Raw genomic sequence first — 13,650 nt, forward strand, 5'->3', positions numbered from 1 at the left:
TTTTATCTGTTCTTCCTGTTATTGCAACTGTACTTTTCACTGCAATCATTCCCGCTAATTTAACTTTGTCCCATCCCCTGAAAAACAAGTCCATTCTTCAAGGTCGAGATAACTCCTATCAACATTCCTATTTAATGGATCATATTTTGTTATTCTCCAAAAATACAAACTCAACGCTCCTTCTGAACCAATCAAACTACAAATCATCTAATGCAATAACATCACCGCTTGATGCATTCACCCCATAATCACAATCTAATTTTCCGCATAGAACATATTGTTTTTGTTCAAAGTCATATACATAATAAGGTTTCAGTTCAAACAATTCTTTCATTTTTTCAAACGCTTCTTCTTTATTAACTGTTACTTTTTCAGGTGCTTGAAATTGGTCAAAAACCTCTAACATTGGTTTGTTATCCATATAATTAACAACTTGAAGACTCTTCGCATCAATCATGATCATCAGTTTTCTTTGAAATACACGATTGTCTTGTTTGTTTCCTCTTAAAACGGCATGTATATACCCTTTATCACGATGAATGGTTTTTAAAATCCAATTTCCATTATCTTTTAGATATTCCTGACGTAAAAAGTCACTGACTGCTATCACACATTTCTCTTGCTCCATCTTAGAGATTGGAAATGAATCGGGAGATGTCTCACACGAAAATGCTTGTTCTGCGGATACATCTTCAATCCAATTAAGTTCTTTTCGATCAAACAATCCATTAATAGGTTTATCCCAATAAATCGCTTTGTCTATTTGCAAATACGACCTTACATCTACAAAGATTTCAAATGTCTTCGTCATTTGGTCATTTGTTACATAAACCTCTTCCACCGCATAAACAGGAAATAACTTTTTCTGTTCAAATGAAGGGTATTCAAGCAACTTCAATTGCTCCTTTGTCAAATGCTCTAACTTTTCGAAGGAAAGTAAATATGTCTCTTCCTTCACTATTTCTTTAGAAGGAAATTGACCATGTACAGCAAAAAAGGTTAGTTTCCCTTCTTGATCAAAGTTAACTTCAATAGATCCAGAAGGTGAAACGGCAACACCATTGATGCATTCCTTAAAATGAACTTCCCCTTCCTCTTCTTTATGTATCTGAAATTGCTCCCCATACTTTAATCCTGTTTCATCTTCAACCCATTTTATAATGTCTTCCGTATTACGATTGGCGAACATAATCCCCTCCTCTGCATATGTCTTACCCATGACAAAAATAGCACTTTCAAATTTTCGACTTTGTACGTTTATCTCAATGCTTGCTGTTCCTTCTGGATTTGAGTCATCAGCCTCTTGTTCTGTGACTTGATTAGGAAACCACTCCATCCCAAATCTATAGACCGTTTCATTGAAAAAATTAACGTCTCGTCTAAAACTATGTCTTTGCAAATAGTAATTGTGCAACCCAAATTTAATTCTTGTCATATCAATTAATTCTTGTATTCTTGAATCCATTTGTTTCTCACCTCGATTTATTTACGGTTACTTTTTTCCATGCTCATTTAAAGACAACATTTCTAAAAATTCCTCAATCCTATTACTCTCATTCCTACTACGATTACAATAAATTAAGTTCATGAAATAATATAAATGATGGCGATTATAAACACCACTAAAGCAAACAAGATTCCGATAGCACCGCCAATAAGATTTGATTCCTTTGTATAACCTTTCAAATCTAATTCAGAGGCAGAACGATCAATCCTTCTAAAGCGCATAATCATACTAACATTAACGAATACCAAAAGAAAAAAGACCATGATGAATAGAAATATAAGATCTATTTCAAATATTTGTTCGGTTAAATTACGATACATGTATGACTGAAAGAACATAAAGCCACTTAATATCAGCCTCCAAACGTTTCCTCCCTTTCGTTCCTTATACCATTCATTTTTCATTTTTTGTTTTTCATAGATTGTCACCTTTTCAAAAATCGGAATAAATGATTTCGTGGAGTCGCCCTTTATAAAGCCAAAAATACTTTGAAATAAAATTAAAAACCCAAGAACAAAGAAAAAATGTGCAAATTTAACAGTAAAAACATTGATAGCAGTGAAAAGAATGATGATAAGTGCTAAAATAAGTCCGTTTGTAACAGCTACTTGCTTTAATCTCATATTGCTTAACTCTTTTGATTCCATAAATATCCCCTCTATAACTGACATTGCACCTTTTTTCCTTTCCATGCCTTCCAAAATTCATAATAGGATTCAGTATGCTAATAACTGTGATAGCCAAAAATAGATAAGTAGAAACCGCATCTACTCCTAAATTAATCTCGTCAACGATGATTCCATTGTAAAAAAGGATTTGGGCCGAGATCAGTATGGATAGAATTGATATACTAACTACAGTAAAACCGTTGAGTATTTTACTTTTATTTTTTGGCAGGATTACGATAAAGAATAAAATCACTGAACTGATACGATTAAAAACGTAACCAAAATGCTTAATAAAGTAAATGATCCTAATGTTTCAAACGATTCATAACTGTACAAAGACTCCCCCCAGAAATAGCTAAAACAATAATAAAGAAAGGCATTATCCCTTGATAACGCCTTCGTTTTTAGAGTAACTACAAACTCAATCCCAAATAAATAACAACTGATGCAACTATAAAACTCGAAAAGAATAGTACCTTTTTAAATTTAGACCAGTTCTTCATCCATCCCCATCTATTTTTATTAACATCAAATAAAAGGTAATCCATAATAACAGCCAGAACAATAATTAGTAACACAATGATAGGACTCATTATGATAAAGCCTCCATTCATTTTTAGTCACATCTTCATTATTTCTTTAAAAACCTGTTGAGTAAGCATCGTTGTACCTTTATTACGTGTTCATTCATTTAAAGTTTCAACTTATATACATTCTTTAAAGTAAGGCTTCGGAGTTTCAATAATGATAAATAAAAGGAGGATTTTAGGATTAGAATACAAAGAAAGGAGGTAGCAATGTATAAAAGAATTTTTCAGGTTATGTCAATAATGTTCATGCTAACTATTGCGAATACCAATACGACCTATTCTTCATCGAAACTTGAACTGGATGAATGTTGGAATAGCTTAAACCAAAGAATATTGCACGATATAAAAGCAAGTTTTCCAGAGCTAAGTATCTTAGATCGAGATAAAGGTCGTGTTACTCATTATACGTACGATGATTTATATAAAGTAATCATCATTGAAGGTAGAGAAACCTCACATCTAAAATCGTTATTACCTTTATTTAATGGATATAATCAAGGGGAAAGAAGATTATTTATTGTCAGCGGTGAGAAAGCTATCCCTCCAAAATATGATAATTCCTATGTTGGCTACTTATTATATAAGGAATTAGACGGAACAAACGTCATGATTAAGTTAAGAAGAAGTGATACTTCTTGGGACGTGGTAAATATAGCCAAGGTTAGAGGAGACAGAATATTTCCATCTAAAGGATGTCATTAAAACAAGGGCCTTTTATCATATTATTGGTAAAAAGCCCATTACTCCTTAATTATCTAAATCTCACGCTGTAAGATCTCATGTCTTTCGGAATTCCCCTTATTTCAAACACTCTGTTATATACCAATTCCCTGATTCTATACTCTAAAAACGCATCGAAAACACTACCTTCCAATAGGTCAAGAACTTCACCAACAATTTTGGCGGCCAAGATAAAGTCATTATGACCTTGTTCCGCATGTAGTTTTTGAATTGTAGAAATAATCAATGAATCAAAATAATCTTCATTAACAAATGTAATTTCTCTGTTTTGCCAAATCCGTAAAACCTCTTTTGATTCTGACAGTGCCATCCACTCTTTTTGAAAGTAACTTCTTTCCTCTGCAGATAAGAGTTTGGCTATATTTTTCTCGTACATCTCTTTTAGTTTTTCAGGATAGATTGTACCTGTATGATGAAAATATTGATCATCATTTACTGTAAATAATTCCTGATAAACAAGCGATGTATTTATTAGGAAAACATCATTTGGTTTTTCCTTTAACAAATACATAAAATATCGCATTCCCGTTTGTTCTTCCACATTTTCAGCAGTCCATATTACAAATGGAACATTCCCTGGAATTGCATCAATCTCTTCAAGCGTTTTCGTAATCCTTTTATCATACTCTTCTTCCATATAATCCATTTCCATGTTGATATGATCCTTTAACCATTCATAGCGGTGTTTGCGACCAACATCGTCATGTAGTTTCCAGATCGGCCCTATAGAAAAGAAATCAGGGAAGCCAATCACCTTATTTCCACGCCCTAAACCGTAACGTAAACCACCCGCAGTATGCTCTCCACATGCAATATGTACTGTATTAAATTCTCTTTCCATTTTGTTTTGTGAGACTCCAAGAGCTTCATCATATAAAGAATATAATTCTCCCAGCATTTCCTCTTGTAAATCCTTTGATTCCTGCATATTTTTTATTTTTATCATCATATTTAATAATAGGTTCCTAACCTCACTGCCAGATAGTTTTTCAATCGATTGATACAATTTTTCAACCATTTGTGAATCACCCCATCTTTTTTCGTCTCTTAAATATGAAAATAAAAACGATACCAATGACTATAACCACCGCACCCCACATATAAAATTGATTTCCTACATGCTTACCCGTTAAATCAACTTCTTCAATCGGTGTCTGTCCCTCACCAAGTATTTTAATATCCTCTCGTAAAACACTCAATTCGTTGGTTCGATCACAAATAGTGGATACAAGTGACTTTACTCCGTACATCGTTGATTCGTTAGCATAAACTAAATATTCTTGTCCCTCTTTAAAATCGATCCCACAGTCTCCATCGCCTTGACCAGTGGAAATGATCATTTGTGATTGTTTCACACCTCTCCATGTGTTCGTTACTTCAAAAAGGACTGATTTAGTTATATACCCTTTTATGCTTCGCTTTTCTCTTACATTTACAACCTGCCCACTAAATACTGCTTGCGAACGTTCAAGTTCTTCCTCAACACTTGGTAATTCTGCACATGAACAGGCACTTGTGATAGTAGGGAAAGAGCCTATTAGTAAAATACTCATGAAAATAAAAGTAAGGATTGGCAATACCTTTTCATATAATCGCCTCATTCTCCTCGAAAATCATACGTATCATTCGGAACATCAGTTCAACATTATTAATGATTGTCGTATCAGAATCCAACCTCAACCTCCTATGAATCTACTTATTGACTTAAAGATTTTATATAATAGAATAAACAGTTATTATCTAATTTTCACTTTTTAAGGAGGTTAAATTTATGGTGTCTATATCCCGAAAAAATCTCTATGAAAAACTTTGGTCTATTGGTACTTCAAAAACAGCCAAGGAATTAAATGTTCCATATAATAAACTTAAAAGTGCTTGTAATTCTAATGATATTCCTTTGCCTACAGCATCATATTGGAGCAGTTTATATATGGGTAAGAAAAAACCTACTCAACCTTTACTCCCTAATTCGACTAACAACCCAGAAATATTCATCGAAGAAGTTAAAGTAAAAAGTATAGATCCGCCCCCAAAAATAACGCCAAGAAATGAAAAGAAAATTGAAACAACAACTAATAATGAGATTAGTTCTTCGAAAAATGAAGCACCAGGACAACATGCATATTTCTCATATTTCGATAAAAGTGAACAATCGCTACTCACTCAAATTTATAATTCTTTAAAAGTCAATAAAATCCTTTCTTCAAAGCCTCACAAAGAGATAGTTAAATACCGTCAAAAGAAGAAAGACAATATTCCGTATTATGAAAGAGAAGCAAAACTGCATATAAATTCATCATCTGGGGTAATTACTCCTGATACCCTTCCGTTTATTGACAGCTTATTCAAGGCTCTTGAAAAGGTAGATGCAAAAATAAAGATTACACATGACGAAACTCAGATATTATACAAAAACCATGTTTTCATACTAAACTTTAGACTTCCATCAAACAAAGTGATGTTATCTACTGCTGATAAAGAATATTCAACATATAACACTTTTAAATATGTCTCCACTGGGAAAATGAATGTTGAAATAGGGTATCGTCTTGAATGGTATCGTTGGTCTAAAAATGAAAAACTTATTAAACAAACCAAAAAGGACACATATGACGACCTATTAAAAAAAGTATTTCTCTATATATTTTCACTCCCTCAAAAAATTGATGAGGAAATTAAATCTCATAAATTGAGCAGTGCCTGGCACGACCCGAGTTTTCTTGTTTCACGAATTTGTTTCATGGATATTATTGTTTTTAATGTCGAAACTGACTTAGATTAACTTATGCAAAGTGTTCCATCTATTAGAAACACAAGCATCATCTACACCATTTTATAATTGAAAAAGGCAATGAAGTCACATTGCCTATTTGTTGGATATTCTAATCATTTGATTCCTTACGAGCAGTGACTGGCACGACCCGAGTTTTCTTGTTTCACGAGTTTGTTGCAAGCGGAATTTCACAGCAAAAAACCTCCTTTTATGGAGATTTTTAGTCAATATTCATACAATTTTAGAAAATAAAACAAACAACTGTCTTATCTGTTTAAAATGTTCCTCACTGTTCTATCGTTTCTCTAACCTTTATTACCTCATTTATCGATAATCCTGTATATTTTGCAACTATCTCATCAGAAAAACCATCATTTAAAAGTCTTGTTGCTATTTCAATGGAATTTTCTTTCTTTGCTTCTTTTCGTAAAAATTTTGCAAAAGGTGTATTTTCCAACGAAAGCCCCATACCCGTTTCCTCCTTCTCAACTAATGGTTTTAACTCTTTATATAATTTGTCCTCTGCACTCTTAGGCAACCTCAATATATTGTCAATGAATATGAACAACTTCTGAATATATTCTCGATTTGCCCCTTGTTCTTTCATTTTATCCTGTAAAAGCAATCTCATCAATTTTCGTTTAAATTTAATTTTTAAGTGATTATTTTTCTTACTTTTGCTCACATATAGTCCTGCTAATACGGCAATAGCAAAAGGATTATTTGATTTGAGAAGATCTAATTCAGATTGTGAGGCGATTCGATACGTATGATAGTGATAGTCGATAATTGTACCGAAGAAATCATAATGAAAGGAAGTCATCTTACTTGAAGATCTGTTTGATGTGAATATGGCGAGGGCAAAAATTTGTTGATCATAATGATCCATAACTCTATAAAAATATTGAAACATACGTTTTGGAAAATCTTTTTTATAGTCTCCTTGTACTTCGACATGTACCAATACCCATTGTTCTTCACTATTTTTCATTTTTAGTTTTACAAGCTTATCAGAATATCGCTTATTAGCTTGGGATTCTGGAATAATTGTATGGAGTTCTTGTTCGAGGAATTCAGGAGGAACGGTAAAATCTACATGTTCGTATAATTCAGGTGAAAAGAACAGAAGAAATTCTTCAAATAAATCTGTTATGACATCCTTCCACAAATGATCATAATCTGGACGAGTATCATTCAAGAGAACCATCACCTTTCTATATTTTGTTAAATTCTTTTATTCGACAGATATTTATGATTACCTTTTTACAAAATGGTGAATAATTTTTTCCTCTATAGCACAGACAAATAAAGGCTTAACGCCAAAAGCCATCCAAAAAACGGATGGCTCCTAACACCTAGCTCTCACATCACAAATCCACCATCGACATACAAGGTCTGTCCTGTCATAAATTGACTCCAATCAGAGGCTAAAAACAGCACAGGGCCTGCTATGTCCTCTGGAGTAGCAATTCTTCTTAATGGTGTTTGGGCAATGATCATTTCCTTCAGCTCTTCCTTTGTCGTTCTGCTGGCATCGGTTGGATAGACAAGGCCGGGTGCCACGCAATTCACCCTGATTCCAAAGGAGCCGAGTTCTGCCGCTAAATTTCGGCTGTAGCCCATTAATGCCGTTTTGGCCGTATTATATTCATGATACGGAACGATGGGTCTTTCTACTAAGTTACTAATCACATTGACAATGCTTCCCTGGGATTGTTTCTTCATAATGGGAAGAACCGCCTGACACATATAATGGGTCGAGCGAACAGCCCCATCAATTTGTGCTTGATAATCCTCCCACTTTAGCTCCCATGCCAATTTTCTCTGCTCTGGATCAAATTTGAACGGTTTAAATGCATTGTTGACGACCACGTCTATTCTTCCGGTTTCCAATGATACCTGCTCGATTAGTTGATTGACAGCCGATTCGGAGGTGACATCTCCCTGGACGGCCCAGCCATCGCCGCCAAGCTCGATACACTCTGATGCCACTTGCTCTGCCATCGCTTTATTCTGGAGATAATTAATGATGACAAAAGCCCCTTCCTTGGCAAAAGCACGGGAGATGGCGGCTCCAATTCCGCGGCTGGCACCCGTGACGATGACTACTTTTCCTTGAAATTTCGTCATGGCTTTCCGACCTCCACGAATTCCTCCGTAACAGCCTTTTCCAAATCAAGCTTGTTCTTTACTAATCCTAATTGTTGATACGTGTCTGCCCCCTCCTGTAAAATGGCGGGATTCAGCGCTCCTAGGTTCTCCTCATTTGTATCCTCCGAAACGCTTGAAGCATTTCGCAATTTGATGATTTCTTCGTTTACTTTTTCATCTTTGCCATCAATCGCAACTTCCTTCGCAAGAACTGCCGCTTCCTCAGGATTTTCCAGCATCCACTTGGCACTATTTCGGTAAGCCTCTATAAATTTTTGAAGCTCATCCTTTTTTTCTTGATAGGTTTTCTCTGTGACAACGAAGACATCACTTGGGATGTTCAAATAATCCTGTACATCCATTACGTTCACGTCGCCCAACCCTTTTTGTTTAGCCATAAATAACCCTGTATCGGTGGCCGCCGTTGCATCAACCTGTCCCTGCATTAACGGGGCAAAATTCGAGATGCCTACTTCAACAATGTTGACATCCTTCTCAGTGAGGCCTGCCTTGTGCAAAAGGACCAATAAATTTTGACGTGTTCCACTAGTCAAGCTATAGACGCCAATCGTTTTCCCTTTTAAATCCTCCGGCTTCGTCATGTTGCTTTCTTTTAGCGACACCACATTAAATACATTCTGAGGGTATATAGTATAGATCACCTTTAGCTTTTCACCCTGGTCTAACGCAAAATATAGCGAGCCTGGATCCGTAAAGGCAATGTCGGCTTGTCCGGAAAGAATATTTTTAATCGCATCTCCGCCGCCAGCGCCGGGAACCACCTTCACATCAAGTCCTTTCTCTTGAAAAAATCCTTTTTGTTCATCGACTAACAAATTCGTTTGTTCGGTAATCAGCTGACTCCAGTTTGCCACTGTCATCGGCTGCGTTTCTTCTTTTTTCTGTGCCGTGTTTTCCTCTTCTTTTGCCCCGCAAGCAGTGACAAATAAGAGAAGCACTGCAAACCATAAAGCTTTCCATTTCATTTTTTATTTCTCCTTTTTATATGGCCTTGACCACTTTTTCTCAAATAAAGCAACCATCTGATAGAGAATCATTCCCATCAGCGTTAACAAAATTAATGTTGCAAACATGAGCGGTGTATCCATCATTCCTTGGGAAGCAATAATGAGCGCTCCTAATCCTTCGCTGCCCCCAATAAACTCCCCGACAACGGCTCCCACAACTGCTAATACAACGGAAACACGCAATCCGGCTAAGATTCCAGCCATGCCTGCAGGGATTTTTAAATGGACCAATGTTTGCAGCCGTGACGCATTAAGCATTCGGAACAATTCTAGTTTTTGTTTATCGCTTGATTGAACAGCAGTAACGGTGCTCTCCAGCAACGGAAAAAAACAAACTAATGCGGTGATGACCACCTTTGACGTCATGCCAAACCCAAACCATAGAATAAAAAGAGGAGCTAAGGCGAGCTTCGGAACAGCTTGACTAGCAATAATATAAGGAAAGAGAAGCTTTCGTAAAAAAGTAATCTCACCCATGAGAATACCAACGATAAACCCTGAGAGGCCGCCAAAAAGCAACCCAAGCAAAACCTCTGATAAGGTTCGAATGATATGCTCGGTGAAATATCCGCTCTTGATTCCATCTAAAAGGGTGAACCCTATCACAGATGGTGCCGGCAGCACAAGCTCTGACATCGTCCCAGCTGCCATTTCCCATATGACGAGCAAAAGAACGAACAATAATAATGAATACAAGGGCATTTTTTTCATACTCGTTCCCCGCCCATCACTTGACGTAATGTGAAACATAGTTCATTAAAATAGGGATCATATCTCATTTTCATCGTTCTTAGCCTTTCAAGCTCTACTTTTGATTGATAGACAATTTCTCCTTTTTCCATGACAGCTACTACATCCGCTAAATACACAGCCTCAGAAAGATCATGGGTAATAAAAAGAACGGTTGTATTTTGGATACGGCACATTCGTAACAGGTCATCTTGAAGCTCTTCTCTTGTTATGGCATCTAGCGCCGCAAAGGGTTCATCTAAAAACAACAGCGACGGTTTTTGAACAAGTGCCCTTGCGATCGCGACGCGGCTTTGCTGTCCACCTGATAATTCTGATGGATATCGGTCATGATAAGCCGACAATCCAACAAGCTCCAATAGCTCCATCGCCTGGTTCCAATCTTCTTTTGTTCTTTTTCGTTTAAGCGTAACAGGAAGCAGCACATTATCGATGACACTTTTCCACTCTAAAAGGGTCGGAGATTGAAACACAAATCCGCATTCTGGAGAAGGTTTTACCACTTCACTTCCCTGCAAAATAATCCTTCCTTTATCAGACGGAAGCAAACCCGCAGCGAGCTTTAATAGGGTCGTTTTGCCGCATCCGCTTTTTCCTAGCAAACAATGAAACTCCCCTTTTTCCATTTCCCAGTTTACTTCATTGATTACAGGTTTCTTTCCCTGATAGCTATAGGACACATCTTCTATTGTTAAAAAGCTCATACTAAAAACCTCCTAATCTGCATAAGGAGCAAATCGTTCACTCGCTTCTTCCGCTGAGGATTCGATGTCTACCATATGAATCAAATCCGTGATATTAAACCGCCCATCATGATGCCAGCCTGGTTCTGGGGCAGTCATCCTTCCTAAAGCCGTTAAACGAGTCACCCCTATACGACCGAGAATCTCCGCACATTGAAAAAGTTCCTTTGGACAGGCAGCTATTCCAGCTGTTTGCAGAAAGGACCGGTATGGCTTCATAGACGGAAGAAGATCTTCCACTTTTTCAAAACTAATGACACGAATGACGCGATTTAAAGGGCTGGGAGCAAACACACCATCCTCTTCATAAACAACCGTCCATTGATTGGCCGAGTTCCCCAGTACCTCTTTATTCTGATTTGAAAAAAGGCTCATTTCTTCTTTTTGCCGCCAGGAGGTTACTGACGCGGATTCTTCCATTGAAAGTCTTCTTCTTGGGTACCTTTTTGAAAAGTTCTCTAACTCCCTCGCCATATACCGTGCAAATTCTTTTGGTGATACATTTCCGCCATTTTGCACATAGAAGAGATGTGGGGAATAACAGCCCTGCTGGTCATAACGGACGACATCAAGTGCAGCCTGATGAGCCGTTCGCCATGCTTTTTGCGAATCAAGAGTTGAATGTAAAACAAGCCCAAAACTGATTTTATGTCCAAAAGGTAAGAAACGGGTTGTAATCGGAATCCGACTTTGAAGCGACTCAAGCGAATGATTCCCGCCATACCCGATGACAAGGTCAGATTGTCGAAATAAAGATTTCTCCCGCTCTTCATCGCCGCCTTTCCACCACACGACTGCGAAGCAATTGGCTAGTCTCGGCTCCACTTCTACTAAAAGCTGAGCAAACCAGCCTGCAAATAGGGGCTCACCGCTCGACACTTTTCCAATATTTCCTGCTTTTACCAAGAGACCAGATACAAAGCTCCATAGTGGCAATGCTGGAACATTTCCCGCCCAAACATGTGTGATTAAGTCAGGTCCGACTGCTTTTGAGAACCCACCCTTCACTCGCGGCTGAAAGTCATCAAGCAATAAAGGATTGCCCAGATCCTCTACAAGAAAACGCTGCAGCTCATGCTTGCGAAAGGACTTTAAGTAAGAGGTAAGTCCAAGTCGAATCATTTCTTCATCATAGCCTGTCACGATTGGCAGCAGCTTTTCCGCTTTTTGGCGATAGGATGAATTTCGGTCTAGTAAACAGTCGGTTACTCTGTCGATGATATGCACAATCTCTGAAATGGTAAGGGATTTTAAGATCTCCTCACTTCCCTTTTTAACCGTTTCAATGACCAGATTCATTTGCTCCTCCGTAAGCAGCGGGATCTCCACTTCTAAATCTCCATACTGCAATACCTTCCATTGGAACTCTTCTCCGATGTCTGGAATATACCCGGCTACTTCCCTCATTTTGCAGTACCACTCGCAAAGTGAATAAACTCCTCAACCGCAATGGAACATCCTCTTGCTTCTGCCCCTTTCACCCTTCCTAATAGAAGAAATCCATCATCTGTTTGTACGCCAAGATCCTCTGTAAGGATCGTTGTCACAGAATTGAAATTGGCCAAATCACAATGGACAAGAACGCCGCGCTCACCCTTTTCAACCTCTTCCCCTGTTAACGGATTGATGACTCTTGTTTTAATCCAATGGGGTCCTGACTTAACAGAAGGAACGACCTCATTCCCATCGTCATAGAATTGCGTGCTTAATTCCGTCACTCCATACATATTGATACACTCTCTCCTGTCCACCCCTAAATAGGTCGACAGCAGCTGATAGAATTCATTTAATTCTAATTCCTTTGATTGATTTTTATAGCCGCCGGTATCTAGTATTCTACTTCCTTTCGGCAACGAAAACGTCTTACCCACCTTCTCTAATTCTTCGAACAGATGGACATAGCTATAGCTCGCTCCGATTAAAGCATAGGGTTCTCCTGTTTCCTCCGCATAGGTCAGTTCACCTAGCAATCGGTCCATATCTAAGCCGCTGTCATTTAATAAATAATGGCTGTCTTCCGTTCCAAATTCTTGGACGGCAAGCGCTAAATAATGGGCCAAGGATGAATTCGGCATTTCTTTTTCGGTTGGAAAAAGGACACCTATTCGAATCTTTTCTGTGTCTTTCATAAATCTTTGCTTGAAGTTTACAGTCATGGATAAATCATATATTTCTAGCGTTGGGTGGTAATGTTTACCTCTAATCCCTTTGGTCGTACCGCTTGTCATGAAGACAGCTTCTGCGGCTTCTGGTTCCGTACAGCTTAATGGCACCTCTTTAAACGCATTAATCGGTACAAAGGGAATGTCTCTCCATGTTTTTACAAGTCTTGGCGTCTTCCCTTTTTGCCTGCAAAAGGCTTGATAGGGGAGGTTATGTTGATATTGATAAGAAAAAATCTGTAAGGCCAGATCATTGAAATCCTCGTCTGAGGAAGGGTTATTTTCTATAAAAGTAGTAAGATTCCTAATAATGTCCTGCTGCTGATTCATCTGCTTCAAATCCTTTCCGAACATAGTAAAATTTCTGAAATAAATAAAAATGCACTCTGCGTAAGCAAAGTGCATGGATTAGACTTTCGTCACTTTTCCTACGCTGGCATTACCCAACAGGTTCAAACGGTCTACGGCAGATTAGCCGTACTCTCAGCCTGATTCCTCAGACTCCCGATACTTATTATTATAATATTATAAAAAAGT

At 37.7% G+C, this 13,650-nt stretch carries 13 protein-coding genes; 2 read left to right on the top strand and 11 right to left on the bottom strand.

All coding sequences use genetic code 11. From position 1 onward, the window contains the following. Window positions 1-196: 196 nt before the first annotated feature. Window positions 197-1,465 (bottom strand): hypothetical protein, encoded by a 1,269-nt coding sequence (locus ACHUFV_RS11670; protein WP_394234230.1) that lies wholly within the window; start codon window positions 1,463-1,465, stop codon window positions 197-199. Between the two features lie 119 nt (window positions 1,466-1,584). After that, window positions 1,585-2,154, bottom strand: a complete 570-nt coding sequence (locus ACHUFV_RS11675; protein ID WP_394234231.1) for a hypothetical protein — start codon at window positions 2,152-2,154, stop codon at window positions 1,585-1,587. 818 nt (window positions 2,155-2,972) lie between these two features. Here ACHUFV_RS11675 and ACHUFV_RS11680 point away from each other — a divergent pair. Continuing rightward, window positions 2,973-3,467, top strand: coding sequence for a hypothetical protein (locus ACHUFV_RS11680; RefSeq protein ID WP_394234233.1), 495 nt, complete (start codon window positions 2,973-2,975; stop codon window positions 3,465-3,467). A gap of 49 nt (window positions 3,468-3,516) precedes the next feature. On the opposite strand, the gene ACHUFV_RS11685 is transcribed toward ACHUFV_RS11680, so the two are convergent. Together ACHUFV_RS11685 and ACHUFV_RS11690 are read right to left on the bottom strand one after the other, a co-directional pair. Further along, complete coding sequence (locus tag ACHUFV_RS11685) at window positions 3,517-4,524, bottom strand: DUF1835 domain-containing protein (RefSeq protein WP_394234235.1); 1,008 nt, start codon at window positions 4,522-4,524, stop codon at window positions 3,517-3,519. Between the two features lie 7 nt (window positions 4,525-4,531). Then, complete coding sequence (locus ACHUFV_RS11690; RefSeq protein ID WP_394234237.1) at window positions 4,532-5,059, bottom strand: hypothetical protein; 528 nt, start codon at window positions 5,057-5,059, stop codon at window positions 4,532-4,534. A gap of 218 nt (window positions 5,060-5,277) precedes the next feature. On the opposite strand from ACHUFV_RS11690, the gene ACHUFV_RS11695 reads away from it, so the two are divergent. Continuing rightward, the gene (locus ACHUFV_RS11695) at window positions 5,278-6,288 is read left to right on the top strand and encodes a hypothetical protein (protein WP_394234239.1); all 1,011 of its coding nucleotides are present in this window, start codon (window positions 5,278-5,280) and stop codon (window positions 6,286-6,288) included. 277 nt (window positions 6,289-6,565) lie between these two features. Here the strand turns inward: ACHUFV_RS11695 and ACHUFV_RS11700 are convergent, their stop codons facing one another. The 7 genes from ACHUFV_RS11700 to ACHUFV_RS11730 all read right to left on the bottom strand — a co-directional run bounded on the left by ACHUFV_RS11700 (window position 6,566) and on the right by ACHUFV_RS11730 (window position 13,467). After that, on the bottom strand, window positions 6,566-7,477 hold the full coding sequence (locus ACHUFV_RS11700) for an Rpn family recombination-promoting nuclease/putative transposase (protein WP_394234241.1): 912 nt from the start codon (window positions 7,475-7,477) through the stop codon (window positions 6,566-6,568). Between the two features lie 164 nt (window positions 7,478-7,641). Beyond that, on the bottom strand, window positions 7,642-8,409 hold the full coding sequence (locus ACHUFV_RS11705; protein WP_394234243.1) for an SDR family oxidoreductase: 768 nt from the start codon (window positions 8,407-8,409) through the stop codon (window positions 7,642-7,644). Continuing rightward, window positions 8,406-9,416 carry an ABC transporter substrate-binding protein gene (locus ACHUFV_RS11710; RefSeq protein ID WP_394234245.1) on the bottom strand — a complete coding sequence of 337 codons (1,011 nt, stop codon included), beginning with the start codon at window positions 9,414-9,416 and terminating at the stop codon, window positions 8,406-8,408. Before ACHUFV_RS11710 ends, ACHUFV_RS11705 begins: the two co-directional genes overlap by 4 nt. Before the next feature lie 3 nt (window positions 9,417-9,419). Further along, window positions 9,420-10,169 carry an ABC transporter permease gene (locus tag ACHUFV_RS11715; RefSeq protein WP_394234247.1) on the bottom strand — a complete coding sequence of 250 codons (750 nt, stop codon included), beginning with the start codon at window positions 10,167-10,169 and terminating at the stop codon, window positions 9,420-9,422. Further along, window positions 10,166-10,912 (bottom strand): ABC transporter ATP-binding protein, encoded by a 747-nt coding sequence (locus tag ACHUFV_RS11720; protein ID WP_394234249.1) that lies wholly within the window; start codon window positions 10,910-10,912, stop codon window positions 10,166-10,168. Before ACHUFV_RS11720 ends, ACHUFV_RS11715 begins: the two co-directional genes overlap by 4 nt. Before the next feature lie 12 nt (window positions 10,913-10,924). Beyond that, window positions 10,925-12,358, bottom strand: coding sequence for an acyl-CoA reductase (locus tag ACHUFV_RS11725; RefSeq protein ID WP_394234251.1), 1,434 nt, complete (start codon window positions 12,356-12,358; stop codon window positions 10,925-10,927). Continuing rightward, the gene (locus ACHUFV_RS11730) at window positions 12,355-13,467 is read right to left on the bottom strand and encodes a LuxE/PaaK family acyltransferase (RefSeq protein ID WP_394234253.1); all 1,113 of its coding nucleotides are present in this window, start codon (window positions 13,465-13,467) and stop codon (window positions 12,355-12,357) included. The genes ACHUFV_RS11725 and ACHUFV_RS11730 overlap by 4 nt, the downstream gene beginning before the upstream one ends. Between the last annotated feature and the right edge of the window lie 183 nt (window positions 13,468-13,650).

Source organism: Niallia oryzisoli, from assembly GCF_043641075.1.
Classification (GTDB): Bacteria; Bacillota; Bacilli; order Bacillales; family Cytobacillaceae; genus Bacillus_BD; species Bacillus_BD oryzisoli_A.